24 protein-coding genes and 1 pseudogene are annotated in these 25,112 nt (G+C 61.2%); 11 read left to right on the top strand and 14 right to left on the bottom strand.

Translation table 11 applies throughout. The features are described from left to right. Nucleotides 1–81 precede the first annotated feature (81 nt). Nucleotides 82–1,407, bottom strand: coding sequence for an FAD-binding oxidoreductase (locus JQ574_RS00510; RefSeq protein WP_212208371.1), 1,326 nt, complete (start codon nucleotides 1,405–1,407; stop codon nucleotides 82–84). A gap of 516 nt (nucleotides 1,408–1,923) precedes the next feature. Between JQ574_RS00510 and JQ574_RS00505 the strand changes: the two genes are divergently transcribed. The 11 genes from JQ574_RS00505 to ald all read left to right on the top strand — a co-directional run bounded on the left by JQ574_RS00505 (nucleotide 1,924) and on the right by ald (nucleotide 15,475). Next, entirely contained in the window at nucleotides 1,924–2,121 is a 198-nt protein-coding gene (locus JQ574_RS00505) for a hypothetical protein (RefSeq protein ID WP_212208372.1), read from the top strand. Nucleotides 2,122–2,332: 211 nt separating this feature from the next. Then, on the top strand, nucleotides 2,333–3,997 hold the full coding sequence (locus JQ574_RS00500; RefSeq protein ID WP_212208425.1) for an ABC transporter ATP-binding protein: 1,665 nt from the start codon (nucleotides 2,333–2,335) through the stop codon (nucleotides 3,995–3,997). A 34-nt stretch (nucleotides 3,998–4,031) separates the two neighbouring features. Further along, nucleotides 4,032–5,702 (top strand): peptide ABC transporter substrate-binding protein, encoded by a 1,671-nt coding sequence (locus JQ574_RS00495; protein WP_212275161.1) that lies wholly within the window; start codon nucleotides 4,032–4,034, stop codon nucleotides 5,700–5,702. A gap of 86 nt (nucleotides 5,703–5,788) precedes the next feature. Next, nucleotides 5,789–6,739, top strand: a complete 951-nt coding sequence (locus tag JQ574_RS00490; RefSeq protein WP_212208374.1) for an ABC transporter permease — start codon at nucleotides 5,789–5,791, stop codon at nucleotides 6,737–6,739. Nucleotides 6,740–6,759: 20 nt separating this feature from the next. Further along, a complete protein-coding gene (locus tag JQ574_RS00485; protein ID WP_212208375.1) occupies nucleotides 6,760–7,638 on the top strand; it encodes an ABC transporter permease in 879 nt (292 codons plus the stop codon). Between the two features lie 43 nt (nucleotides 7,639–7,681). Continuing rightward, nucleotides 7,682–8,992, top strand: coding sequence for an FAD-binding oxidoreductase (locus JQ574_RS00480; protein WP_212383157.1), 1,311 nt, complete (start codon nucleotides 7,682–7,684; stop codon nucleotides 8,990–8,992). A 184-nt stretch (nucleotides 8,993–9,176) separates the two neighbouring features. After that, a complete protein-coding gene (locus JQ574_RS00475) occupies nucleotides 9,177–10,049 on the top strand; it encodes a GNAT family N-acetyltransferase (protein WP_212208377.1) in 873 nt (290 codons plus the stop codon). Between the two features lie 11 nt (nucleotides 10,050–10,060). Further along, entirely contained in the window at nucleotides 10,061–11,245 is a 1,185-nt protein-coding gene (locus tag JQ574_RS00470; RefSeq protein WP_249119000.1) for an alanine racemase, read from the top strand. Between the two features lie 72 nt (nucleotides 11,246–11,317). Next, nucleotides 11,318–12,595 carry an FAD-binding oxidoreductase gene (locus JQ574_RS00465; protein WP_212208378.1) on the top strand — a complete coding sequence of 426 codons (1,278 nt, stop codon included), beginning with the start codon at nucleotides 11,318–11,320 and terminating at the stop codon, nucleotides 12,593–12,595. After that, a complete protein-coding gene (locus tag JQ574_RS00460; RefSeq protein WP_212275162.1) occupies nucleotides 12,592–14,049 on the top strand; it encodes an aldehyde dehydrogenase family protein in 1,458 nt (485 codons plus the stop codon). Before JQ574_RS00465 ends, JQ574_RS00460 begins: the two co-directional genes overlap by 4 nt. A 313-nt stretch (nucleotides 14,050–14,362) precedes the next feature. Next, nucleotides 14,363–15,475 carry an alanine dehydrogenase gene (gene ald, locus JQ574_RS00455; protein ID WP_212208379.1) on the top strand — a complete coding sequence of 371 codons (1,113 nt, stop codon included), beginning with the start codon at nucleotides 14,363–14,365 and terminating at the stop codon, nucleotides 15,473–15,475. 103 nt (nucleotides 15,476–15,578) lie between these two features. Here ald and JQ574_RS35430 read toward each other — a convergent pair whose 3' ends face one another. The 13 genes and pseudogenes from JQ574_RS35430 to JQ574_RS00395 form a co-directional block, all read right to left on the bottom strand. Beyond that, nucleotides 15,579–16,475, bottom strand: coding sequence for an FAD-binding oxidoreductase (locus JQ574_RS35430; RefSeq protein WP_312014619.1), 897 nt, complete (start codon nucleotides 16,473–16,475; stop codon nucleotides 15,579–15,581). A gap of 18 nt (nucleotides 16,476–16,493) precedes the next feature. After that, nucleotides 16,494–16,868 (bottom strand): annotated as a pseudogene (locus JQ574_RS35425) (FAD-binding oxidoreductase); the annotation flags it as partial. Nucleotides 16,869–18,128: 1,260 nt separating this feature from the next. Further along, nucleotides 18,129–18,629: a ferritin-like domain-containing protein gene (locus tag JQ574_RS00445; protein ID WP_212208380.1), complete on the bottom strand. Its 501-nt coding sequence runs from the start codon at nucleotides 18,627–18,629 to the stop codon at nucleotides 18,129–18,131. A gap of 182 nt (nucleotides 18,630–18,811) precedes the next feature. Then, nucleotides 18,812–18,970 (bottom strand): hypothetical protein, encoded by a 159-nt coding sequence (locus JQ574_RS00440; protein WP_212208381.1) that lies wholly within the window; start codon nucleotides 18,968–18,970, stop codon nucleotides 18,812–18,814. A gap of 68 nt (nucleotides 18,971–19,038) precedes the next feature. Further along, the gene (locus JQ574_RS00435) at nucleotides 19,039–19,947 is read right to left on the bottom strand and encodes a DNA ligase (protein WP_409363392.1); all 909 of its coding nucleotides are present in this window, start codon (nucleotides 19,945–19,947) and stop codon (nucleotides 19,039–19,041) included. 192 nt (nucleotides 19,948–20,139) lie between these two features. Further along, nucleotides 20,140–20,379, bottom strand: a complete 240-nt coding sequence (locus JQ574_RS00430) for a hypothetical protein (RefSeq protein ID WP_212208382.1) — start codon at nucleotides 20,377–20,379, stop codon at nucleotides 20,140–20,142. A 224-nt stretch (nucleotides 20,380–20,603) separates the two neighbouring features. Further along, nucleotides 20,604–20,771: a hypothetical protein gene (locus tag JQ574_RS00425; protein ID WP_212208383.1), complete on the bottom strand. Its 168-nt coding sequence runs from the start codon at nucleotides 20,769–20,771 to the stop codon at nucleotides 20,604–20,606. Between the two features lie 714 nt (nucleotides 20,772–21,485). Further along, nucleotides 21,486–21,713 (bottom strand): DUF6894 family protein, encoded by a 228-nt coding sequence (locus JQ574_RS00420; protein WP_212208384.1) that lies wholly within the window; start codon nucleotides 21,711–21,713, stop codon nucleotides 21,486–21,488. Nucleotides 21,714–22,427: 714 nt separating this feature from the next. Next, nucleotides 22,428–22,718 carry a hypothetical protein gene (locus tag JQ574_RS00415; protein ID WP_212208385.1) on the bottom strand — a complete coding sequence of 97 codons (291 nt, stop codon included), beginning with the start codon at nucleotides 22,716–22,718 and terminating at the stop codon, nucleotides 22,428–22,430. A gap of 271 nt (nucleotides 22,719–22,989) precedes the next feature. Then, nucleotides 22,990–23,160: a hypothetical protein gene (locus JQ574_RS00410; protein WP_212208386.1), complete on the bottom strand. Its 171-nt coding sequence runs from the start codon at nucleotides 23,158–23,160 to the stop codon at nucleotides 22,990–22,992. Nucleotides 23,161–23,185: 25 nt separating this feature from the next. Further along, a complete protein-coding gene (locus JQ574_RS00405; RefSeq protein ID WP_212208387.1) occupies nucleotides 23,186–23,383 on the bottom strand; it encodes a hypothetical protein in 198 nt (65 codons plus the stop codon). A gap of 727 nt (nucleotides 23,384–24,110) precedes the next feature. Beyond that, nucleotides 24,111–24,353, bottom strand: coding sequence for a hypothetical protein (locus tag JQ574_RS00400; RefSeq protein WP_212208388.1), 243 nt, complete (start codon nucleotides 24,351–24,353; stop codon nucleotides 24,111–24,113). 139 nt (nucleotides 24,354–24,492) lie between these two features. Beyond that, a complete protein-coding gene (locus JQ574_RS00395) occupies nucleotides 24,493–24,957 on the bottom strand; it encodes a hypothetical protein (RefSeq protein ID WP_212208389.1) in 465 nt (154 codons plus the stop codon). Nucleotides 24,958–25,112 lie beyond the last annotated feature (155 nt).

Here is a 25,112-nt window from a genome sequence, read left to right as displayed (position 1 = left end):
GCCCATGAAGACACGCCGGGTGGCCTCTAAGGTGATGCCACCCCCGGCGTCCGTCAATCGAATATTCCCGGAGCAGGCTTTTCAGAAATCGGCGACCTTGCCCCAAGCGCCCATTTTCAGACGCTCCGGCCTGTAGGGACGCGGATCGACGATCGGCTCGCTGCCGGTGATGATGTCGGCAATCATATGTCCCGCGCCAGGACCAATCCCGAAACCATGACCGCTGAATCCGGCCGCGAGGATAAAGCCTGGAATCGCCTCCACTTCACCGATTGCGGGAACGCCATCCGGTGTGCTGTCGATATAGCCGGCCCAGACATTGGAGATTGCGACGCGCCGAAGCTCGGGCAGCAATTCGCAAGCTCTTTGATGAGTCGCCCGAATCTGCCGCATGTCGGGGCGGGGGTTGAGTGTCCGGTTCAGCTCCATCGGGGTCAGCTCACCGAGCGCCCATTTCGCCAGGGATTCGTGACCATGGCGGATGCCCTCGAATGCGCCAGGGGCGAGACTGCGCCAGCGGCGAGCGAACATCGGTACGAATTCGCGGCCGAACCTGAATTGCTGCGGCGTTGGATCGACTCGCGCGCGCCCGCTAATTGCCAGCGTGTACCCGCCGCTGCTGCGCCGCGTAAGTGACACGAGCGCAGTGTGCAGGGCATCGGGCAGACCGGCTGCGCCTGGAGCCGTCGCGAGAATGGATTGGCGAACGGAAGCCTGCGGGAAGCGAATGCCGAGCTGGTTGCAGAAAGAAGAAGCCCACGCCCCTCCTGCCATGACCACCGTCTTCGTCCGGATAGTGCCCAGTTCGGTCACCACGCCGCTCACCCGGCCGGCACTGAGTTCTACGCCGCGAGCGGCGCAGTGCTGGTGCACCGTGCCGCCAGCCGTCATGATCGCACGCGCGGCGACGGGCACAGCCTTCGAAGGGTCCGCCGTTCCGTCGGTTGGCGAGAAGACGCCGCCTTTCCATTTACGGCCCGTCGCTTTGCCTCTCTCGCTCGCTTCTTCCGTGCTCAACATGTGCGTCGTAACGCCGACCGTCCTTGCAAAATCGCGCCAGTTCGCCCAGCCGGTCAGCTCTTTCTCGTCGTTCGACAGATAGAGAAGCCCGCAGCGGCGGAAACCGGTGTCTTCCCCGGTCTCCTGTGCTACTCTCTCCCAGAGATCGAGACTCTTGGTGGCGATCGGTAGCTCGCGTGCATCGCGATTCTGTTGACGACACCATCCCCAGTTGCGGCTGGACTGCTCGGCGGCGACACGCCCCTTTTCGAGCAAGGCGACCTTAACGCCGCGGCGGGCAAGATAGTAGGCCGTGAACACGCCCACCACGCCGCCGCCAATGACGACGACGTCAGCCTCTCGAGGCAGAGACTGACTGGATTCGATATGCATCAGTGGCGCGCTCATCGAGCGAGGACTCCGGCGTTTGAGGTATCGTACCGAGCTTCCGCGGATGCGCCTTGCCGAGTTTTCTGGCCAGACGGAATATCCTGCGGTTTGCTACCTTCATTACAAGCTTTTGTTGCGAGAACAGATCGCTCGCACCGTAACTCAGAGGCAGAGACCAGGCATATGCTCTCCGCAATCAGATCGGCGTCAGTCGAGAATGAGGGCGTGCAGCGATGAACGAGCATGCAGGCTGTCTTCGAGCCCACCGGGTCCTTGCCGCGGGGGCGGAAAGTGCCAAGCTGACGAACTTTACGGACAAGCGTGCGGGGGGTTCTCGTCAGCCGCGGACGTATCGGGCGCGCGTCCCCTGGTTGATGCTGGAGGCAGCGCAGGGCAGAGCGAAATGCCAAATCGGACTTCCTTTTCAGAAGTTCCTGCCGCCCGCGTGCCGCGTTTCGGCGACTCTGGGAGGACCGAAGCGGCCAAACTCGTGAGCATCAAGCAAGAATCTCGATCAATGCGTCGAGGATCATAATGGGAGCCATCGACATGGGCCTTGCCGAGGAACTGACCTTAGCGAAAGCCGTCACGCCTCTCATGGCGTTCCGCTACACAAGCTTCGATGTCGCAGGTACGATGATCGATTTCGAGAGCGTGACTGAGGATGGACCTTCCCTCATCGCGGCCGAGGCTGGGCAGTTCACCAAGCCGACGATCAGTTTCGCTCACTGACGGGGTTGGCGAACGCGGGCAACGCCGCGTCTTGAGCGGCACAGCTCTTGCTCGTCGAGCATAGAGGTCAGAATCCATGTCGCAGCTTCCGACCGGGGAATGCCAGTATGAACGGCGAGTTCTCGACCTGTCCGATCGCGCAGCCAAAAGCGTCCGAAGTCTCAATTCGCAGCAGGATGTCCCGATGCCGTTGAAAGGGAAGGATACTCTGATGGCCTCTAGCATCCAGGCTGCAGACTCCCAGGACGTGGCGCTCTCGGTGCGCGACCTTTGCGTAAGCCTGCCGGGAGGGATGGAGCGGGCCTTTGCCGTCGAGAATATCTCCTTCGATCTGAAGCGCGGCCAGATCTTGTGCATCATTGGAGAATCCGGCTCGGGAAAGTCGGTCACGGCCAACGCGATCATGGGACTTCTGCCCAAGGTGATCCGGGTTTCCTCTGGCGCAATCCACCTCGACGGAAGGAACATCGCGGGTCTGCCTGCCGACAAGCTGCGCGGCCTGCGCGGACGGGTCGTGTCAATGATCTTTCAGGACCCGCTTTCAGCGCTCAATCCGTTGATGACGGTGGGTGCGCAGATCGACGAAGCCATGGCGGCGCATGGCGTCGGCACACCGAAATCCCGCCGCAGCCGCGCGATCGAGTTGCTGACCGAAGTGGGTCTGCCCGATGTGCAGCTCATGTATCATCAGTATCCGTTCCGGCTTTCGGGTGGTCAGCGACAGCGCGTGATGATCGCGATAGCCCTGGCGCTCGAGCCCGCGATCTTGATCGCAGACGAGCCGACAACCGCACTCGACGTGACCACCCAGGCGCAGATCCTGAAGCTGATCCGCGACATTCAGCGCCGCAAGGGAATGAGCGTCATGTTCATCACGCACGATTTTGGGGTGGTGGCCGAGATCGCCGACAGCGTCGTGGTGATGGAGAAAGGCCATGTCGTCGAGCAGGGCAGCGCCGTTCAGGTTCTAAAATCCCCCAACCATCCTTACACGCGGCGGCTCATCGCGGCCGTCCCACATCTGACAGGCAAGGACCGGATTCCTCTGGAAGCTGCCGGGAAGGCGCCGATCCTGCAGGTTAACGGTTTGGTGAAAACCTATCGCAGCGGCGCCAAATGGTTCGGCGCCACGCGGACTGTGCCGGCGGTGAACGACGTATCGTTCGACCTGGCACCTGGGCGGACGCTCGGCGTCGTCGGCGAAAGCGGCTCCGGCAAGTCGTCGCTAGGGCGGCTTTTGATCAAACTGATGGACAGTGACGGTGGCCGCATTCTGTTCGAGGGCCGCGACATTGCCGGGCTTTCTGAAGCCGGGTTCCGCCCACTGCGGCCGCGGATCCAGATGATCTTTCAAGATCCTTTCGCCTCCCTCAACCCGCGCTCGACGATCGGTCATATCCTCACTGTGGGCCCGGTCGCGCATGGAAAGCCCTATGCGCAAGCACGCGAAGAGGCCCGGGGACTGCTATCCCATGTCGGTTTGGATGCTGGCGCCTTTGGCCGCTATCCGCACGAGTTCTCCGGTGGGCAACGCCAACGCATCGGCATTGCCCGGGCGCTGATGTTCAAACCGACGCTGCTGATTGCCGATGAAGCGGTTTCAGCGCTTGACGTGTCGATCCAGGCCCAGATCTTGAAACTGCTGGATCAGATCCAGCGGGAGACCGGTGTCTCAATGATCTTCATCACCCACGATCTGCGGGTGGCCAGCCAGATCTGCGACGAGATCGCCGTGATGCAGCGCGGGCGAATCGTCGAACGCGGACCGCCCTCGCAGATCTTCCTGAACCCGAAATCATCCTACACGCGCGAACTGGTGGCGGCGATTCCTGGAGAGCAGCCGGAACACGCCCGCCAGGCTTCGGCAAATCGATGAGAGTAATGACGGATACCGCCACACGGAGGAAATCATGACCAAGCATTCCAAATCTGCATCCAACTACTCGCGACGCGACACATTGCGAATGATGGCCTTGGGCGGGGCTGCCGGCATCTTCGCGCCCAATCTGTTGACCGAGCCTGCCTTCGGCCAAAAGGCTCCCCGAACTCCCAAGGGCCGGATTGTCGTCGGGCTCTCGCAAGAACCCACGGTCTTCAATCCGCTGATGGCGCATATCGAGGTCGATGACGGCGTGCATTTCTCGCTCTTCGACGCGCTCTTCCGGATCGATCCCAAAGGCGTTATCCAGCCGAACCTCGCGGTGGAGGTGCCGACGCAGAAGAACGGCGGTATTTCCGAGGACGGTCTGAAATGGCGGATTCGCTTGCGCGACGATGTCCGTTGGCACGACGACAAGCCTTTCACGGCCGAAGACGTGAAATTCACCCTCGAACTCATCACGAAGCCGAACTTCCGCAGTTGGCGTACAACGGGCCACTCGTTGGTGCGCGACATCACCGTGGTCTCGCCTGTCGAGATTACATGGCGGATGGAGCAGGCTTTCGCACCGTACCTGTCGTTCCTGACCGAAACCTTCATGGTGCCGAAGCACATCCTGGAGAAGGAAGCTGATCCGAACAATGCCGCCTTCAACCAGACGCCAATCGGTACCGGTGCGTTCAAGTGGGGCACCCGCGTTCCGGGCGACCGTATCGAGCTTCTCGCCAACTCGAACTATTTCGGTGAAGGTCCTCATATCGAGCGGCTGATCTTCAAATACATTCCCGATCTCACCGTCCTGTACACCCAATTCAAGAGCGGTGACGTGGACATCGTGGGCCAGTCGTACATCACCCCCGATCATTACCAGGAAGCTCGCAAGCTGCCGAACCGGGTGGTGACGCTGGAGCCCAAATCTTCATTCGAGTCTCTTTACCTGAATGTCGAGCGCCCGCAGTTCAAGGAACTGCAGGTCCGCCAGGCGCTTTATGCGGCGATCGACAAGAAGGCGATTATCGAAGGACTCTATTACGGCGTGCCGACTCCGACCGAGACCTTCATGCCGCGGCAGTCTTTCTATCATAACCCGGGCCTGCCGTTGCATGAGTTCAACGTCAAGCGGGCGCAGCAGATCCTCGACGCGGCCGGCTGGGCGCCAGGACGGGACAAGATCCGAGTAAAAGACGGTGTGCGTCTGTCCTTCACCAACTCGACCACGTCAGGCGACCCCCTTCGCGAGCAGGTGCAGCAGTATCTGCAGCAGACGTTTGCAGAGATCGGCGTCGAGATGACCATCTCCAACCTTCCCGCCGCGGTGATGTGGGGCGAGTACTGGCAACGATCGCGTTTCGATTCGGTGATCGTCGGCAGCACTTACTTGATCGGCGCAGACCCGGACGTCACCAACCGCTTACATTCGCTTTCGATCGGTAACAAGGGCGGCCGCGGCTCAAACAACGCGCAGTACGTCAATCCGGAGGTCGACGCTCTATTGGAGAAAGGTAGCCGCACCTTCGATCCGGAAGCCCGGCGCGCTATTTACTTCCGCGTACAAGAACTGGTCCGGCATGACCTGCCCTTGCTGCCGCTTTATCAGAACGTTTCCGTGCAGGGGCACAAGAAGGGGATTCAAGGTGCGGTGTCCAACGGCAACACGCGCACCGAATCCTGGAATGCCGGCGCCTGGTCCTGGGCGAGCTGATATTCGCGGCCGCCGCCCGTCTGCCGAAAACCAGTTGGGGCGGCAACCTACTACTGAATTTCTCATGCTACAGGAGGAAAGGCCGGATGCGTGGATTTCTGCTGAATCGCCTCTCACAGAGCCTCGCGCTGCTGGTGATCGTCTCGATCATCGGCTTCACCATTCTGAGTCTTATTCCAGGCGGCCCCCTGTCGCAATTTGCGCGGGATCCGGGCATGACCCAACAGGATATCGAGCGGCTGGCGGAACAGTTGGGATTGAACAGGCCGCTATGGATCCAGTACTTCGACTGGGCATGGCGCCTTGTGCAGGGCGACTGGGGCCGCTCCTTGCGCGACGGCACGTACGTGCTGTCGGTGATCGGCCGGCATCTCTTTGCCACCTTCCTGCTGATGGGTACCTCGACGGTGATCGCGATCGCCATCGGTACCTGGATTGGCATCCGTGGCGCCACCCACCGTTATTCGCTGTTTGACTATCTGGCAACGATCGGCGCCATGGTCGCGCTATCGATCCCGACCTTCTGGTTCGGGCTGGTCGGGATCTACGTCTTCACCCTGAAGCTGGGTTGGGTGCCTGCCGGGAACATGTACACTATCGGCGACGGCTCCGTTCTGGATTACCTGCACCATCTGATCCTGCCAAGCGTGGTGCTGTCGCTCGTCCATGTCGCGATCTGGAGCCGCTACATGCGGACGGCGACGCTGGACGCCATTAGCCAGGACTTCGTCAAAACTGCCCGCGCCAAGGGCGTGAGCGAGCGCCGAATTCTCTTGAAACATGTTGTCGGCAACGCACTCCTGCCAATGATCACGCTTGCAGGCGTGCAGCTGCCCAGCATTCTAACGGGTGCATTGGTGACCGAGACGGTCTTTACCTGGCCAGGAATGGGACGGCTGTTTCTCGACAGCCTCGGTTACAGCGACTACCCGGTCGTGATGGGGTTGCTGATGTTCTCCGCCATCCTGGTCATTCTCGGAAACCTGATCGCCGACATCGTCGTCGCTATCGTCGACCCGCGCATTCGTCTGGGCTGAAAAGACAGGAGCCAACTGATATGACCGCTCTCGCCGTAAGCGCAGCTCCAAGCCGATGGTGGCATAGCCGCGCGGTACTCCGCTTCATCAACCACCGCCTGGCGCTGCTAGGTCTGGCAATGATCACGCTGCTGACGCTGGCGTGCGTCCTGGGCCCCTATCTGTTGCCATATGACTCGCTCTACATTGACTTGCGCGCCCGCTTCGCGCCTCCGATGACCGGACATCATTATCTTGGCACCGATCCGCTGGGGCGCGACCTGGCGGCTCGACTGTTAATGGCAGGCCGGATCTCGTTGCTGGTGGGATTCTCGGCGATGCTGTTGTCGATAGTGATCGGAGCACTCGTCGGCGTGATCGCAGGCTATCGTGGCGGCTGGATCGGCGCAGTCCTGATGCGTACGGTTGATGGCTTCCTCTCCTTTCCGTCGATCTTTCTCGTGCTGGCGCTGGCTGCAGCATTGCGGCCCAGCCCCATCATGATCACGATTATCATCGCCATTACCAAATGGATGGAAGTTGCTCGCATCGTCGAGGCTGAGGTTCGCTCGTTACGCGAGCGCGAGTTTGTCCAGGCCGGTCGGATGCTGGGGCTGAGCGGAACGCACATCATGTTCAGGGAGATCTTGCCCAACGCTATGGGTCCGATCATCGTGGCCGCCAGTTTGACGGTCGCCCGTGCGATACTTCTGGAAGCGTATATCAGCTTCCTCGGTTATGGGATCCAGCCTCCGCTTCCCAGCTGGGGCAACATGCTGAACGGCGCCCAGCAGTATCTGGCCAGCGCTCCCTGGCTCGCCATCATTCCCGGCGCCGCGATTACGATCGCGGTGACAAGCTTCAATTTCATCGGCGACGGGCTGCGCGATGCGCTCGACGTCCGAGACGACCACATTTGAGTCGGCAATCCCGGGCCGCGCTCTAACACGAGAAGTCAGCTACATGCACGAGCCGAGACTCGCCGAGAAGGACACGCCCTACTGGTGGGAGGCCTCACCGCTAAAACCGCTGCCTCAACAGCCATTGCCCAGGAAACTCGACGTGCTGATCGTGGGCGCGGGCTATGCCGGCCTTTCGGCCGGGTTGGTGCTGGCGCGCGAGGGCCGCTCGGTTGCGGCCTTTGATGCAATGGACCCGGGTGAGGGGGCTTCGACGCGCAACGGTGGAATAACCAGCGCAAGCATACGACCTGATTACGCGACGATTTCCTGGCGCTTCGGCGCGGACAAGGCGCTGGCGATCGAGGCGGAAGGCAAGCTCGCGCGCGAATTCCTGTACGATTTCATCAGGACGGAACGGCTCGAATGCGACTTTCAGCTGGTTGGACAGTTCAAAAGTGCGTTCGGATATGAACAATACGAAACGATGGCGCGCAGCGCTGACGCGCTCGCGAAGAAACTGCGGATCGAGTCTCACGCGGTTCCGTATGCCGAGCAGCGCAACTACATCGGCACCGATTTTTACCGTGGTGGCACGGTCCGGATGGATATCGGTGGGCTACACCCGGCGAAGTTTCACGCTGAACTCCTTCGCGTGGCGCTCGCTTCGGGTATGGTGGTCCATGCGCGCACGCCGGTCATCTCAATCGAGAGGGATGGCTCCGGATTCCGCGTCGTGACCTCGGCCGGATCGGTACAGGCGCGTCAGGTGCTGGTTTGTACGAATGGCTACACCGACGGCGCGGTACCCTTCCTGCGCCGCAGGCTGGTCCCGGTTCGCAGCCGGATCATTGCAACCGAAGAGCTCGCGCCTGAAGTCATGGCGCGGCTGATGCCAAAGCGCTTGATGATGACGGAGAACCGCCAGGTCGGCTTCTATTACCGACCTTCGCCCGACGGCAAACGTATCCTGTTAGGGGGGCGCGACAGCTCTCGTGTAGGCAACCCGGCGGCTCCGAAGCTCCTTCTGCGCAAGGGGCTGATGAACCTTTTTCCGGAACTGGAGAAGGTCCGCCTTTCGCACAGCTGGTTCGGCAATGTGGCGATGAATCGCGACATGCTCCCGCGCATCTTCGAAAAGGACGGTGTGGTCTATGCCACCGGGTTCTGCGGCTCAGGCGTCGTCTGGGCGCCGTGGATCGGAATGCATGCGGCCCACAAGCTGATGGGACACGACGAGGCGGCACGCACCGCCTTTGACTTCCGTCCGCCGGCTTCCATCCCGCTCTATCGTGGCGATCCCTGGTTCATGCCCGCCATCATCTGGGGATATCGGATGCAGGATCGGTTCGCGCAGTGGCGCGACCGTCGCTGACGGCACATCGTCTGTTCTGATGCATCATCAATGAAATCCTGTGCCGTACTTTGCTTCAGTCTGATTGCGTAATGCTGTCGGACCCAAGATACGCTGCAGCTCGTGTGAGCATCGTCAAATGGATCTCGCCGCGTCAGGCACTGGCGATTAGTCCGGCAACCCAAGCAAGAGACGTCGACGCATCATGGCAACCGCAGCTACCCAGGCCGGAGATCGCGAGAATGAAGACGCGGCCCTGGTCCCTTTCGCGAGATCGCATCTGGAAGGTGCCCTGAAGCTCTCGCAGGAGATGTCTTGGCCGTACCTGCTCAAGGATTGGGAATTTGCGCTGCAGCTTGGCAGCGGTTTCGTGGTCACGAGCAAAGGTTCTGTGGTGGGGACCGCGCTCTGGTGGCCTTACGGCGACACCCATGCTTCCGCCGGAATGATCATCGTCTCGAAAGCCGTTCAGGGACGCGGTTACGGGGCCCGGCTGATGGACGCGCTGCTCGCGGCGGCACGACCACGGATCATCACGCTGAATTCGACGACCGAAGGCCTTGCGCTTTACGCACGCCGCGGCTTCGCCAGCATCGGCATGCTGCACCAGCATCACGGCATTCCCAGCCAGCGCCGCGACATGCCGCCGCTCGTCGACGTCAGAACGATGGTTCCATCGGACTTCGGGGCGATCGTGGGTCTCGATCGCGAGGCCACCGGATGGACGAGGCGCGAGATGCTGAGCCGGCTGATCGAGGTCGGCGACGGCTATGTCCTCTTGCGTGACGGCATACCCCGCGGCTACGCCATTTCCCGTCTCTTCGGCCGTGGGCATGTCATCGGTCCCGTGGTCGCCGAAAGCCCGACCGATGCGCGCGCATTGATCGAGGCCGCGCTCGCGCCGCTGGGAAGAGTTTTCGTCCGGGTCGATACCTCTACGACCTCGCAACTCGGGGAGTGGCTCGAAGGCATCGGGCTGCAGCAGGTCGGCGACGCCACCACCATGGTCCTTGGGACGCAGATGCCATCGACCGGACCGGCGCGCACGTTCGCGCTCGCCAACCAGTCATTCGGCTAGGAGACATCAGGATGCCGCGCGTAGAGATGCATATCCCGAATGCCGGACCCGGCGAGGCGGCCGCGACGGTCGGCGCGCTGGCGACGCCGGCCCTCCTGCTCGACAAGGACCGGCTGGATCGCAATCTCGCCCGTCTGTCCTCCCGTATGGCCGCGCGAGGCGTCGTGCTGCGGCCCCACATGAAGACGGCGAAATCCATCGAAGTCGCCCGGCGCGCCTGTCCGTCCGGGCCCGGGCCGATCACCGTCTCCACCTTGGCGGAGGCGGAGTACTTCGCGAGTTTCGGTTTCCGTGACATGACTTATGCCGTGGGCGTGGCACCGCACACCGCTGAGAGGGCGATGCGTCTCCGGAAAGCCGGCGTCGACCTCAAGGTGCTGCTCGATTCGTCCGAACAGGCGAAGATCCTGGGCGAGGCTGGCCGCGCCGCGGCTGTGACGCCATCCGCCTTCATCGAGATCGACTGCGACGGCCACCGCGGCGGGCTGACCGCCACCGATCCCAGGCTCATGGCCGTCGCAGCCGCCTTGGCCGAGGCCGGCGTCAAGCTCGCGGGCATTCTCACCCATGCCGGCGAATCCTACAGCCTCTACACGCCCGCCACCCTTGTCGCGGCTGCAGAGAACGAAAGGGCCGTGGCTGTGGCCGCCGCGGAGACGCTGCGGGAGGCGGGGCATGAATGTTCAGTGGTGAGCGTCGGTTCGACGCCGACCGCCCATTTCGGCGAAGACCTGACCGGCGTCACGGAGATGCGGGCCGGTGTGTACATGTTCTTCGATCTGGTGATGCACGGTGTCGGTGTCTGCACCACTGACGACATCGCGATCTCGGTTCTCACCACCGTCATCGGAACGAAGCCGGAGAAGGGCTGGGTTTTGGTCGATGCGGGCTGGATGGCGCTGTCACGTGATCGCGGCACCGCCGCGCAGCGGATCGACCAGGGTTACGGTCTCGTCTGCGATCTGTCCGGCAAACTCTACCCGGACCTGATCGTCGCGCAGGCGAGCCAGGAGCACGGCATCCTCGCCATCAGATCCGGATCGGCTGCAACCCTGCCGGACCTGCCGATCGGTACGAAGGTCAGGATCCTGCCCAATCACGCCTGCGCGACGGCGTCACAGCACGAGCTGTACAATGTCGTCTCCGCGGGAAGCGACGCAATCGAAGCTCAGTGGCCGCGAATGCGCGGCTGGTAGGTTCTCAAACAGAGTTGCGCCGTCACGATTTGCGGATGCCCAGCATTCAGATAGCGAGAATCCGAGGTCGATATGAAGCTCACATCCTATTGGTTGGACACATCGGAGCCATTCAGGAGCGCCATCGCAGGACCGGTGCAAGGCACCTGCGACGTTGCGGTGATCGGCGGTGGCTTGACCGGTTCTTCGGCCGCTCTGGCTCTCGCCAAGAAGGGCGCGCGCGTCGTGCTCCTCGAAGCCGAGACGATCGGGCACGCGGCGTCCGGCCGGAACGGCGGCATGTGCAACAACGGGTTCGCCCAGGACTACGGCACGCTCTCGGCCAGGCTTGGCAAGGAAGTCGCCGATCGGCTCTATCGGGCCTTCGACGCCGGGGTCGATACGGTCGAGCGCCTGGTCGCGGAAGAGAAGATCGACTGCAGCTTCGCGCGCACCGGCAAGATCAAGCTCGCGGCCAAACCCGAGCACTATGACAAGCTGGCGCGCAGCCAGGAATTGCTCGCCGTCAGTGTCGATCCCGACACGACGATGGTGAGCCGTGCCGAACTGGCCGGCGAAGTCGGATCGGAGCGCTATTACGGCGGACTGATCTACCGCAAGAGCGCCGGCATGCATGTCGGACGCTTCGTCCGCGGTCTTGGGGAAGCGGCGGCGCGGCGCGGCGTCGAGATCCACGAGCGTACGCCGATGATGGGCCTGCGACCCGCTGCAGGTGGAGGCCACGAGATCGAGACACCGAAGGGCCGGCTTCGGGCCTCGCAGGTTCTGTTGGCGAGCGGCACCTCGCATACCGGACCGCTGGGTTGGATTCGACGGCGGATCGTGCCGGTGGGCGCCTTCCTGATCGTCACCGAGCCCTTGCCGATCGCGACGCTCGATCGGCTCCTGCCGCGGCGCCGAATGGCGGTCGATACGAAGAACCTGGTCAACTACTTCCGAACCACGCCTGACAACCGGCTGCTCTTCGGCGGCCGCGCCCGTTTCGCCATCTCCAACCCGGCCTCAGACGAGAAGAGCGGCGCGATCCTGCAGGCTGCGCTGCACGACGTCTTTCCCGAGCTTCGCGCCGTGCGCATCGACTATTGCTGGGGCGGGATGGTCGACATGACGCGCGACCGGCTGCCACGTGCCGGCGAACGCAATGGCATCTACTATTCCATGGGCTACAGCGGCCATGGCACCCAGATGTCGACCCTGATGGGGACGATCATGGCGGAAGTCATGGACGGGCGCACCGAGCTCAATCCCTGGAAGGACTTCACCTGGCCCGCCATTCCAGGTCATCTCGGTCCTCCCTGGTTCCTGCCGCTGGTCGGCGCATATTACCGGATCAAGGATCGCTTTCAATGACCTCGGCCGTTCGACACCTGATGGAAGCCGGCTTCCTCGGCAAATTCTACATCGACGGAGAATGGCGGGAGCCGCACGGATCGGCGACGGCTGTCGTCGTTAACCCGGCGACCGAGCAGCCGATCGCCGAAGTCGCTCTCGGCAATGACGAGGATGTCGAGTACGCGGTCGCCGCCGCCAGACAAGCCTTCGCCGGCTGGTCTCGCACGCCGGCTGCTGGGAGGGCGGCGCTGCTCGACCGGATCCATGGTTTGCTCCTCGAGCGGCTCGAGCTGTTCGCGCAGGCAATCACGAGCGAGATGGGAGCCGCCATCACTTACGCGCGCCGAGCCCAGGTGCCGCTGGCCGCCGAACACATCCGTGTCGCGCGCGACAATCTTGCGACCTATCCGTTCATCACTCCGCACGGCGGCACCGCGATCATGCGCGAGGCCATCGGCGTCTGCGGCCTCATCACCCCCTGGAACTGGCCTCTCTACCAGATCACAGCCAAGGTCGGTCCGGCGCTCGCGGCTGGCTGCACGGTGGTGTTGAAGCCGAGCGAATTGTCGCCCCTGAGCGCCTTGCTGTTCGCCGAGGTGGCAGATGATGCCGGGTGTCCGCCTGGTGTATTCAACCTAGTCAACGGAACAGGTCCAATCGTGGGGACCGGTCTGGCGTCACATCCCCAGGTGGACATGATCTCGATCACGGGCTCGACCCGTGCCGGGGTTCTCGTTGCGCAAGCGGCGGCGCCCACCGTCAAGCGCGTCGCCCAGGAACTCGGCGGCAAGTCACCGAACGTCATTTTGCCGGACGCCGAGCTGAACCGGGCCGTTCCACTCGGCGTCGGCGCTGCTTTCCGCAACCTCGGCCAATCCTGTAGTGCGCCCACACGTATGCTTGTGTCCCGCTCGCAGATGGCGGAGGTCGAAGTTCTCGCCGCGGCGGCTGCTTCTAAACTGGTGGTCGGCGATCCGCTCGCGGAAAGCACAACCCATGGTCCGATCGCCAACCGGCCGCAGTTCGAGCGCGTCCAGACCATGATTGGTGTCGGTCTGGAAGAAGACGCCAAGCTTGTCATCGGCGGACCGGGGCGGCCCGGCAACCTTCAGGTCGGCCTGTATGCGCGGCCGACGATCTTCTCGAATGTCCGTCGCGACATGAAGATTGCGCAGGAGGAGATCTTCGGCCCGGTGCTGTCGATCATTCCCTACGATACAGTGGAGGAGGCAGTCGAGATCGCCAACGACACTGTCTACGGCCTCGGCGCTCATGTGCAGGGCATGGATATGGAGACGGTACGGGCGGTCGCCGGGCGGATCCGGTCGGGTCAAGTCCATCTCAACTATCCGGACTGGGACCCGAACGCACCTTTTGGCGGGTACAAGCATTCCGGCAACGGCCGCGAATACGGCCTCGAGGGAATGGGGGAATATCTCGAGACCAAAGCCGTTCTCGGGTTTTACCGATGAAACGCCGCCTCTAGGGCGAGCCGTTCAAAACTAAGGTGCCGCATGTGGGCGCCCCACGATACTATCGCCATCCCACTCTATCGGGGCATTGCCTGGCTTATGGCGATCATCACTTAGCGCGGTCTGCAGGATTGCACTGTGTCGCGCCAGCGCTGACAGCATATCGTCTCATGTGCCGCTTCTTCAATGCAATACCGTGCCGGACTTCGCCTCAGTCTGATTGCGTAATGCCGTCGAACCCAAGATACGCTGCGGCCAGCGTCAAGTTCGTCAGATGAATATCGCCGTTCGTCTGAGAAGAAGGAGATTGCAAATGCAAGTCGGTGTGCCCAAGGAAATCAAGACGCACGAATATCGCGTAGGCCTGACGCCTGGAGCCGTCCGAGAATATGTGGCGGCTGGCCACAGCGTGTCAGTCGAGACCAATGCAGGCGCCGGCATCGGCGCGACGGACGACAACTATCGCACGGCAGGCGCAACGATCCTGGACTCCGCGCGCGACGTATTTGCCTCAAGCGATATGATCGTAAAAGTTAAGGAGCCTCAGCCCTCCGAATGGGCGCTGCTTCGAGAGAACCAAATACTGTTCACTTATCTGCATCTGGCGCCCGACCCGGAGCAGGCGAAGGGCCTCCTGAAGTCCGGATGCACGGCAATCGCCTACGAAACTGTGACAGATGCACACGGTGGACTTCCGCTGCTTGCGCCAATGAGCGAAGTCGCGGGTCGGCTGGCGATCGAAGCGGCGGGTGCGGCCCTGCGGCGGTATGCCGGGGGGCGAGGGCTCTTGATGGGTGGCGTGCCGGGCGTTCAACCGGCGCGCGTCGTGGTGCTCGGAGGCGGCGTAGTCGGGACGCATGCAGCGCGCATGGCGGTGGGCCTGCGCGCTGAGGTCACTATTCTCGATCGGTCGATACCGCGGCTTCGTGAACTGGATGAGTTGTTCGAAGGTCGTGTTCGTACCAAATTCTCGACGATTGAGGCCATCGAGAACGAGATATTTGCCGCCGACGTTGTTATTGGCGCAGTGCTCGTTCCCGGTGCGAGCGCGCCGAAACTTGTCAACCGCGGCATGTTGAGCTCGATGCGCAAGGGAGCCGTGATCGTGGATGTAGCGATCGATCAGGGCGGATGCTTCGAGACATCGCGTCCGACGACGCATGCCGACCCAACTTACGAGGTGGACGGCGTTATCCACTACTGCGTCGCCAATATGCCCGGTGCTGTTCCGCTGACCTCAAGCCAGGCTTTGAACAACGCTACGCTGCCATTTGGTCTGGCACTCGCCAACAAGGGTTTCGCAGCCGTGCTGGACAATCCGCATCTGCGTGCTGGCCTCAATGTCCATCGTGGTCGGTTAACCTATCAGGCCGTAGCCGAGAGTCTCGGCCTGCCATGCTCCCAGATCGAGCAGGTTGCGGCCTGATCTGCTCCAAGAGGTCCCCAAGAGGTCCCTACGGGACATTTCCTCCCCAACTTGAGCCACTCCTTCGGAGTGGCTTCCTTTTTCGCTCCTCACCTCGGCATCATCAAGAGGCAGACCCGTTCCCCAACGGGCGAACCATCGCGCCGGCGTTCATGATGTCCGCTGGATCAAAGGCGGTCTTGATGCGGCGCATCGCAGCGATGCGGCCGACGTCGCCGTACCGCTCCAGAAGATGCCTCTTGAACCGACCGACACCGTGCTCCGCGCTAAACGTGCCGCCGAGCGCCGCGGCCGTGTCATAGAGTTGCAGCGAAAGGCCGCTTTCGATCCGCTTGGTGAACTCTATCCGGTCGACGCCGGGAGGCACGAGCACGTTGTAATGCAGATTGCCATCGCCGACGTGTCCATAGACGGACAGCTCAAGATCCGCGTCATACGACCGTACCTGCGAGCCGGCTAGATCCAGAAATCGCTGAATGGAGGAAAGTGGTACGGAAATGTCATGCTTGACCGATCCGTTCCGGCGCTTCTCGCCCTCCGGGATGGTCTCGCGTACCTCCCACATCGCGCTCCGCTGCGATCCGCTCTGCGCCAGGAAGGCGTCCTCGATCCATCCGGACTCGATCGCCTCGGCCAGAACGGCTTCCATCAGTCCGTCGAGATCGAGATGACGCGAGGAGGAGGTGAGTTCCGCCAGTACGGTGCCCCCAGCGCCGGCGCCGACGGAGGGCGGGTTCGTCATCGCTTCGCTCGCGAGCGCGATCGATCGGGCCGTCATGAACTCGAACATGGTGAGCAGGTCCGTGGATTCGCGACGTACCAGGGTGAGAAGCTCGGCGAGCGGGGCGCCCATCGCGAGCTTCAGCCAGCCGGTTGCGCGGCGGATCGGCAAGGGCGCGAGGCGCAACACAGCGCCCGTGACGATGCCGAGAGTTCCCTCGCTTCCAACGAAGCACTGTTTGATGTCGTAGCCGGTATTATTCTTCCGTAGTTTGCGCATGTCCGAAACCACCGTGCCGTCCGACAGAACCGCCTCGATCCCGAGGAGCAGATCGCGAGTCATTCCGTATTTGACGACGGACAGTCCGCCGGCGTTCGTTCCGATGTTGCCGCCGATCCGGCAGCTGCCTTCCGCGCCGAGGCTGAGCGGCAACAGAAGTCCGGCGGTCGCCGCAGCGTCCTGTACGTTCTTCAGGATGGCGCCGGCGTCGACAGATATGCTCATGGCGACGGGGTCGACCTCGCGGATCCTGTCCATCCGCTCGAGGCTCACGATGATCTGCCGTCCGGAGGCGTCCGGCGTCGCAGCGGCGCAGTAGCTGGTGTTGCCGCCCTGCGGAACGATTCCGATGCCCTGGTGCGCCGCCAGCCGTACGATGTCCGCGACCTGCTTTGTCGTCGCAGGCTATTACAACAGCGCATAACGACGCTTCGCGCAACCCTTTTTCAATGCAAACGCTAGCGCGTTCATTGTTCAGATGGCGCTCGATGATCCGTCCAACGCCAAACGTTCGAGCCGCGTGTTCCTGCGCCTGGCGTCGCGGTCGTTCCTAAAGTCGAGTCGTTCCTAAAGTCGATGGGCGTAAGGCGGTCCTGAACAATACAGAATGAGGAACAACGCCCGCCGCAATTGCTTGTCGTGGCACAGAGAAGGCGATTGCCGATGTCGATAAGCCTCCCCGGTAAACTGCTCGTTATGACCCTTCTGCTTTCGCCCATGCCTTCTTTTGCTCAAGGTGGTGGTGGCGGTAGGAGGCGGCGGTGGAGCTCAGGCGGCGGATCTGCGGGGGGCTCATCGAGCGGCGCCTCTGCCGGTGGCTCGTCCGGAGGTTCAGTGGGGACTAGTCCGGGAACCACAGCCCCTAGCGCAGGCTCCGCCGGCGCCGGCAGTTCGGCAATCAGCGGCGCGCCGAATGGGCCCGCGAATCCCGCGGGTCTCAATAATTCGTTGAACGACCCGAGCGGGGCGGCCAACGCTGGCGCGCCTCGGAACGTACTGGGCACCGCGGCAGGGACCGCAAACTCGGGCGGCTCCCTTGGGAATGCGAGCGGGGGAAACTCAGCACCTCGCGGCTCCATCACAACTGGGACAGCAGGTAACAGAGCCGGTGGCACAAGCACTGGCCGCATTGACGGTACGGTAACCCCCGGCGGCCCTTCCACTCCCGCTGACGCGGTAATTAGCCAAGAAAATGCCAAAGTCGATCAGAAGGTGAAAAGTATCTGCAAAGGTTGCTAGAAACGCGCAGCACCAGCTACCCTAGTTGCTTGCCGAAGCCTTTTTGAACTTTCACCGAGATGCGTAACCCCCGGAGACCACCGTGCGCGTCGACTTACAGAAGTGAATATGTCGCGCGGGCTACGACAGACAGCCTCCCTGATGAGCCGCATTGGAGAGGGGTGAGGGGCTGCGGATCAAAATCCGCCGTGGGAAAAACCGACCAGGAGGGCCGGGGGCGTTCGATCCCATTCCTTGGGAAGACGCCATCTCTGCCCCAAAGTCAGAACTGAAATTGGCTGCAAGACGCTGTGAATCTTGCGCGGCCTGGCTGGTTGTCGGCTTCGCTTTTGTCGCAGGAATATACGAGAAAGCGCAGAAGCGCCCGGCGGGGCAATTGAGACCCGCCGGTCCGACGAGATTGTTTCTTCGGGACTATGCCGCCTTGCGCTGTTCAACCGCGAGATACTGTTGCGTCACCTTGGCCACGTTGGCATCGATCCACGCAGCCATTCGCTCTTCTTCCTTCAAGTTCGCCTCCAGCAGCGAACGGGCACTGCCCTGACCTGCGCTGTCGCATAGCGTCAGAAGCGATTTGTAGGCGGCGATCTCGAAATGCTCAAACGCATTATTGGCAAAGGTGTTTTTGAGAATTTCGTCTCCTGCCATTGCATGAGCCATTGCCATCGTGTTGGCCATTACGGATTGCGCGGCGTCCTTGAGAGTAGAATTGCTCTCTCCGCACGATTCCAGACATTGTTCGAGACGACCCAGCTGGGTGTTAGTCTCAGCCAAGTGTTCCTTCACCCGCGCCTGCACCTCCGGATAGTCGGTAAGGCGCTCCGACTGTCGTTCCATCAGTTCTCGCGCCTGTACCTCCATGGCGTGCGCGTTGCGCAGGCCGACTATGTAAACGTCTTTTGCTGTCGTGGCCATTTCCGACTCCTCTGTTGCTGACAAACGTCCAATGAATACTCACAGCCATGGTTCCTAAGCCCCGACGTTTGTGATGCACCGTCAGAGTTAGTACCAGCGGGAAGCCGCACCGACGATTATCACTACAATGACGAGGGCAAAGACCCCCAAAAGCCACGGCATGTCGCGGCGCTCGGTAGGTGTCATTTGGAGCGAATCTCCTGTTCCTTGGGCGGCATCTTGTCCTGGCCCTCGGTTTCAGCCCGCCGTGCCTGGTCTTTTCTTTGCCATTCATCAAGCGTGTGGCGAGAGACAGTCTTTTCCGACGGCTGCGGATTTTCATCGTCGTTAACGACTTTCATTTCCATCTCCTTGGGTGGCATCGCTTCAACTGGTGACGCCCTTCGGCGGTTCCTATCTGGAGCCCCCCTTACATGTCCTCACGCAATCCTTTGAAGAACGGGTGGCGCACTTTGCCCTCGGCGGACTTGGCGCGATACTCGACCTCGGCCAGAAGCTGGGGCTCAACCCAGATGCCCTTGTGCACGATCTTCTTGGCGTAGGGCTGGGTTTTGCGGATTAGCGGCGTCAAACGTTTGCGAAGTTCGGCGACGGACGCCTTATCGAAGCCGTGGTCAACCTTGCCGGCGTAAACCAGGTCTTTGCCCTTGCGCCGGCCGAGATAGATGCCGTCCCACGTGTTGCCGTCGAGGGCGAAGCCGGCGATCGTCAATGTCTCCCGCTGGGCGCAGGTCTTCTTGGTCCAGTTGTTACCGCGGCCGGACGCATAGACGCTGTCGCGCACCTTGGAGACCACGCCTTCCAGGCCGACCTTGCAGGCGCGCTTGAAGATCTCGCGGCCGTCGGTCTGGAAGCTTTCGCTGAACTGGATGTCAGTGGCGGCGATCAGCTTAATGAGGTGCGCCTTGCGCTCCATCAGCGGCAGTTTTCGCAGGTCATAACCGTTGAGATAGAGCAGGTCGAAGGCGACCAGCACGATGCGGGTAGATTTGCCCTTCAGTTCGTTCTGCAGAACGGAAAAGCCGGTGGTGCCGTCGGCGGCCGGCACCACAACCTCGCGATGATTGCGGATCCGGCGCTGATGTGTCAGGCAGGCCATCTTCCTGAACCGGTTGGTCCAGTGTTGCCGCGCCTGGTGTAGACCTTGATCGCCTCGTTGGCGAGGTGGACCTGGACGGTAGCCGTCGAACTTGATTTCGTGAATCCAGCGTTCGCCATTGGGCACGTTGTCGATCAAGGTCGCCAGCGCGGGCTCGATAAATCCGGGGAAGGGAGCCTTGACCCCGATCGCCGCTGGTTTCCTCCGCTGGAAAGCCACGGGTCACATCAAGCGTATCGGCAGCGGCAGCTGCACGTCGTCGCGCCCCTGCAGATAGCAGCGCCGGCGCAGCTCATGGGCGACGTCCTCGGAAACATCCTCCGACCTCGGCGTGTTGAAGGCGATAACGCGGATCGGGTTGCTGTATTGCCCCGTGAGCAGGTCCTGGATGACCGTCTCGAGGTCGGTGGTCTAATCGGTCAACCGGCCGTCCAGGCCGATCATACCGGTTTCGATTGCCGCGCCGTTGATTAGCTCGACGACACAGGAAATGATGCCCCCATGCGGGAAGTATACTCGCTGGACATGCGCATGGGTCTCCGCAATCACAAAGCCCTGGCGAAGCTCTGCGATGGTGAGGTGCGGCTCGAGTTGCGCGAATGTGGAACGATCGAGCCGGGATAATAGATGATTTTCAGGATGACCGCGCATGGCACTCCCTCCGTAAAAGGCGGGAGCACGAGAACTCTCAGTCACCGAAAGATACCCAGGGACGGCCCGGTGATAATGTCAGTTACCCGACATTTGAGAAACTGTCTGCCAGCTAAGGGTCATAGAGGTCAAATCGGGGCACCATTCGGAACGCGGCGGTGGCTAGGGCGGTGCTTGAACGTGGCTGTCTTTCGATCCAGTTGCCGAGCTCGACATCGTGCCCGTCAACGAGTGCCTTGGCGCGTTCCTCGGCATCCTTGCTTTTCGAACACCAAATCGACGCGATTGATGACGTGCCCGTCGAAGTCGATGATATAGGCGTAGAAGCCGTCGATGGCCGTCACCAATGCTGGAGTCAACGTGGGCTCTTCAAACCCGGCGATCGCAACCACTCATTCAGATGGCTGGCGGTCTCCAACTGCCGGATCTTGCGTATGACCTCATCCGCTGAGGACCAGGCGGCATGGAAGCGAGTTGCTGCTCGAGCCGCAGCTTTTCCGCGGCGATCTGCTCTTCGAACGAGTGAGGTTTTGAGCGCTGACGCAACATAGTGCAATTTTAAGTCCGAAGACTAGTCGTCGTCAGTCAGCTAGCCGACAGAGAACCTCAGCGCTCGTTCCAAACCTTACGAGGTTTCACGCAATCTTGTGGGCTAAGCAGCTGGTAGACTGCAACGATATCGAGCTCGGGAGCGGTGAACGGCTCGCAACGCCTAAGCTCCGCCGGAACACGAAACGCGGTCTTTGAGACCAGTCGGACGCGGTCTCCCTGCAGTGAGAAACGGGCTATGGTGTGCCGAAGGCCGCCTGATGGGCCAGCTGTTGATCCGCCGCAACGCTTCGGCCCTCACGACAGCTGACGGGCATTTCCGACGGCGTCCACCTCGCGATCACTCAGCGCTTGGGCGAAATGACAACTTCGAGGCGGTTACGGGCGTTGAGCTTTTGCATCGACGGTTATCGCCTTAGAACGCTTCAGAGCAGCAACAGGTGCTTGAGCGCCCGCAATCCGATCTTCAGAAGTTTTAAAGCGGCGAAAGTTCAAGGGCGTGCGCCGGGAGAAGCGCATCAGCGTTAAGCCCAACGACGTCCGCGCTAATGAGATTTCTATCCCATAAATATGGCCGCTTCGCACACCGGTCCATCGACAGTGCGCACTGAAATCGCCAGCTGTTGGATCGACTGGTCGGAGCGAAATCGGAGCCGATCGCGGGCAAAATCCACTAAAAAAAGTGACGCTTCGCGCCGGGCCGAGGCCGTGTTGGGTAACAGTAATCCTTCTTCGTCAGGGTTCACCTTGCCATCAGTCACTACGTCAAAGAAGTAACGGATCATCGAACGCTCCTGCACGCCCTTCGCAACAGCCTCGCGTGTCACGGCTTGTCGCGGGCGTTGGCCCTGCGGCTTAGAAGCACATTTTGTCGAGCGACCCCAGCGCGGGGCTGAATCGCTGGGGCCAACTTTCGCGGCACTGCGCCGGTGGGACATCCGGCGCATTTAAATGCTAGTGTACGGTACCCGACATTACAAATTAATTCGATCCCGCTGTGCAGCGTCGTCTAGTCGATGGACACTTGTGTTTCAAAGTGAACACTTACATTGCTGTCGCGACCGCTTCGAACGTTCTAGCGCGGCTTGATTGTCACGACTAAAGTGCACCTTTGAACCAACGTGCGGCGCTGCATTGATGCCAGTTGTCGAAGACGCGCTCCGTGAAAGTTGCTGCAACAATTTTGACTGGTAGGCGCGCTCCTTGGTGTCTGTCCAAATTAGAACATTCAGGCTTCCGAATTAGGACATAGGATCGGCCGCATCGAATGGTGACCTTTTGGGGCATCGTGCCCAGCCTCGGCGGGGGACGATATGCAATGGGGCCCCGGCCAAGCCCCGGCTGGAGCCTTTTTTTGTTGGGGTCAGAGCAGCGGGTCCGGAAGCTGGCCTGAACCGAAGGGTCACTTTATGAACCAAGTGCGCCTCAGGCGAATAGCTCAACAGAGGCGGCCTTACACTCTGGCACGAGTGCAAAATCAACGGCGGCTTTGTGGAACATCAAAGAAACTCCCGGAGCCGCGCGAGTTCAGCGACATGCTCGGACGACAGGGTCTCGGTGACCAGAGGCGGCTGCGGTGCTGTCTGAACTTCATACAAATGCCGGGTCGATTCAGGCTTGGCCATGAATTCCCTGATGCATTCGTCCAGGGTACCGTCGAGTAGCAGATATGGGCCGGTGCCCTCGGCGCGCCGCTGGTTGTTAAGCGACGGCCATTTCCGAAGCACGGTCGGTGCGTTGAAATTGACGTGGGAGTCAGGTTCAGCCTCAGGCGCGTCGTGGTCTGTCATTTCCCCTTCCCCTTCCGCCCGATCTCCGGCACGACCGCAAAACCTCGCTCTATGGCGGCTTTGAAGACGTCCCTCAGCCCAGGCTCCGCCATGACCTCGTCGGCTGCGCTAAAGGGTGTGATTTCCTGCCAGCGCGATCGCGGCCTAGCTTGAGAAAGTGCGGTCTCCGACATTGCGTAGGCCAGCCGCAGTTCTCGGCCATCTGGCATTAGCTCGACGTATTTTCGAAGTCGGTTCACTTTTTCGCCTTCCAACAAGCCGGGGGTACTGGCTAATAGGTCAGCACCAGCAATCGCTGCACAATCGCGCCGAGACAAACGAGTACAACGAGCAACTTGAGAAGATTCCTAAGTTTGGCGTCGGGCGCGAACTTTTCAATCGCCCAAAAGCAGATCGCGCCGACGACCACGATAATCAGAATCCCGATCAAAAGTGAAATCATTATGCCCTCTTTGTGCTGTTGGTTTTCATTTGGCCTTCATCTTCAGCCCCAACTCCACAAGCCGGCGGATGGCCTCAGGGCGACCGGGGAGATCGTCCTGATTGCGGCGCCAATCGTCTAGCTGCTTTGCCATATCGGGCTGAACGCGAACGAGCACCGGGTCACCGGTAACAGCCGCTCGCTTCTTCGGCGATTTCGTGATTTCACGAGTTGATTTGGTCATGAATCCATGATATCACCAAAATAAGCCGACGGGTACTGGCCGATTTGGGCCTACTCGCAAAATCCAAATAGGCCACCGTGATTGGCGTGTTTGGTGAATTGGTTTATCCGGACGTCGATCTTGCAAACATCGACGTCCCCAAAATGGCGCACGTCCGCCGACAGGCGCTGGAGCCATTACTTTGGAACTTCCCAACTCTCCAAGAGTCGATTCAGCGCTCCCGGCCCTATCCCCAAATGCCCCAACCGGGAGAAAACCCACCCATTGGGTTGGCGGCTCTAGCGTGCCTGCTAGGGCCGTTTCTGATTGCATAAACCGCAAACAAAAAGCCCGCCGGTTAGGGCGGGCTTTACTTCTTAAGCGGCTTTGAGCCGGTAATTCGTCGGATCGTGGCCATCGATTACCAGTGGCTCAGGTTCGGTGCCTTGCACGCACCACGCTGAGATTTCCGTTACTTTGGTATCGGTGGGCAGCCCCAATTCTTGAGGTGGCACACACTCGGATCAGCGCCTCAGCGTAGCTGTCAATGCTGGCCATAGCTGCTTGCGCCAGTGAGGTACTCCGAACTAGTTCGGAAAGATCGGCCGAGGTAACTTGGCTGACGCCGTCGGCAGCCGCCGTTGCTGGCGGTCGGAATGGGCGGCCCCGGTGCAACCCCCAGTCACGCGCTGGGGCCGCTCGGTACCGTGTGAATCTTGCAACGTGACGATAATTTAATTCAGACAGGTCAAATCTTTTTGGCGTCAGCTCGCGTATTTAGAGCGTCGGCAAAGGTGCGCAGGCAATGCAGCATCGACGCCGGCGGGCGGTCTTTGCGAGGGCGGCCTTCCTCTGGCGCCAAGAATGCCGTCAGGGTTGCCGCCACCAGCAGAATGGCCCCGGAGATGACGGTCCACTTGTCCAGCCGGGCCGAGCGTCCTTCTCGATCGGCTCCCGCGGAGTCTCTTGCATTGTTGGCTACCATTGCCATGGATTCGGCTCGCCGAAAACAGCCCGCCAGCGCGGACTGACTTGAAGCCCGCCCACGCCGGGAACGACCGTCTCGGCGGAACGTTCCAACGCGCCCGATGCTGCGGCACCTGGTGAAAGGGTGCCGAAGCGCGAGACGGTTATTCGAGTTCGATTTGCGTCTGAACGGACCGGACGATCCTATCGAATGCGGCCTTGGCGGACTGATCGTCGGTGGTCCATTCCATTGTCCAATTCGGCCGCCCGTTCAGTGGCCTGAATGTAGCGAGGTCGTAGGCACCGCCTTCGCGCGACAGCGACGCGGCGAGCGTGGGGTGGTCGTGGACCAACGACCACACCCTCGCTTCGATATCGCGCCGGCCAGCCTTGACGGGGTGCAGTTCGTATTTCTGCTGAAGATCGCTGGCGATCTGGTCGAGGCGCTTGTAGCAAGCCACGGACACCTTGTTCTCCTTGCCAGCGATCCCGAAACCCCAGTTGGCGTCCCGGCGTGGCGCGGGACCAAATATGAAAAGGTCTTCCAGATCGCCGCAGTCCTCGTGCTGGCGGGCGGCGGCCAACATCATCTGGCGCAGTTCCTTTTCGCTTCTTCGTTCCTTGCCCACCTGCCTCTCCCATTCAAGTGCTCCTAAGCGCCGGTCTCGTTTCCGGGCGCGTCGGAGTCCGCGCTCTCAACGGAAAAATGTGGGCGTTTACGGACGGGTGGCAAGCGGACAATGGGTCGCGCCGTGACCAGACATTGGACGACAAACTCTAGCCG

Origin of the sequence: Bradyrhizobium sp. AUGA SZCCT0158, assembly GCF_018130065.1 — a bacterium.
In the GTDB taxonomy this organism is placed as follows: Bacteria; Pseudomonadota; Alphaproteobacteria; order Rhizobiales; family Xanthobacteraceae; genus Bradyrhizobium.
The sequence above is the reverse complement of the archived record's forward strand: the minus strand, read 5'-3'. Positions and strand labels throughout refer to the sequence as shown.

Coding starts and splice junctions, on each gene's coding strand:
- JQ574_RS00510 (WP_212208371.1), bottom strand. CDS start 1,407: ATGAGCGCGCCACTGATGCATATCGAATCCAGTCAGTCTCTGCCTCGA.
- JQ574_RS00505 (WP_212208372.1), top strand. CDS start 1,924: ATGGGAGCCATCGACATGGGCCTTGCCGAGGAACTGACCTTAGCGAAA.
- JQ574_RS00500 (WP_212208425.1), top strand. CDS start 2,333: ATGGCCTCTAGCATCCAGGCTGCAGACTCCCAGGACGTGGCGCTCTCG.
- JQ574_RS00495 (WP_212275161.1), top strand. CDS start 4,032: ATGACCAAGCATTCCAAATCTGCATCCAACTACTCGCGACGCGACACA.
- JQ574_RS00490 (WP_212208374.1), top strand. CDS start 5,789: ATGCGTGGATTTCTGCTGAATCGCCTCTCACAGAGCCTCGCGCTGCTG.
- JQ574_RS00485 (WP_212208375.1), top strand. CDS start 6,760: ATGACCGCTCTCGCCGTAAGCGCAGCTCCAAGCCGATGGTGGCATAGC.
- JQ574_RS00480 (WP_212383157.1), top strand. CDS start 7,682: ATGCACGAGCCGAGACTCGCCGAGAAGGACACGCCCTACTGGTGGGAG.
- JQ574_RS00475 (WP_212208377.1), top strand. CDS start 9,177: ATGGCAACCGCAGCTACCCAGGCCGGAGATCGCGAGAATGAAGACGCG.
- JQ574_RS00470 (WP_249119000.1), top strand. CDS start 10,061: ATGCCGCGCGTAGAGATGCATATCCCGAATGCCGGACCCGGCGAGGCG.
- JQ574_RS00465 (WP_212208378.1), top strand. CDS start 11,318: ATGAAGCTCACATCCTATTGGTTGGACACATCGGAGCCATTCAGGAGC.
- JQ574_RS00460 (WP_212275162.1), top strand. CDS start 12,592: ATGACCTCGGCCGTTCGACACCTGATGGAAGCCGGCTTCCTCGGCAAA.
- ald (WP_212208379.1), top strand. CDS start 14,363: ATGCAAGTCGGTGTGCCCAAGGAAATCAAGACGCACGAATATCGCGTA.
- JQ574_RS35430 (WP_312014619.1), bottom strand. CDS start 16,475: ATGCGCAAACTACGGAAGAATAATACCGGCTACGACATCAAACAGTGC.
- JQ574_RS00445 (WP_212208380.1), bottom strand. CDS start 18,629: ATGGCCACGACAGCAAAAGACGTTTACATAGTCGGCCTGCGCAACGCG.
- JQ574_RS00440 (WP_212208381.1), bottom strand. CDS start 18,970: ATGAAAGTCGTTAACGACGATGAAAATCCGCAGCCGTCGGAAAAGACT.
- JQ574_RS00430 (WP_212208382.1), bottom strand. CDS start 20,379: ATGCGCGGTCATCCTGAAAATCATCTATTATCCCGGCTCGATCGTTCC.
- JQ574_RS00420 (WP_212208384.1), bottom strand. CDS start 21,713: ATGATCCGTTACTTCTTTGACGTAGTGACTGATGGCAAGGTGAACCCT.
- JQ574_RS00415 (WP_212208385.1), bottom strand. CDS start 22,718: ATGACAGACCACGACGCGCCTGAGGCTGAACCTGACTCCCACGTCAAT.
- JQ574_RS00410 (WP_212208386.1), bottom strand. CDS start 23,160: ATGATTTCACTTTTGATCGGGATTCTGATTATCGTGGTCGTCGGCGCG.
- JQ574_RS00405 (WP_212208387.1), bottom strand. CDS start 23,383: ATGACCAAATCAACTCGTGAAATCACGAAATCGCCGAAGAAGCGAGCG.
- JQ574_RS00400 (WP_212208388.1), bottom strand. CDS start 24,353: ATGGCAATGGTAGCCAACAATGCAAGAGACTCCGCGGGAGCCGATCGA.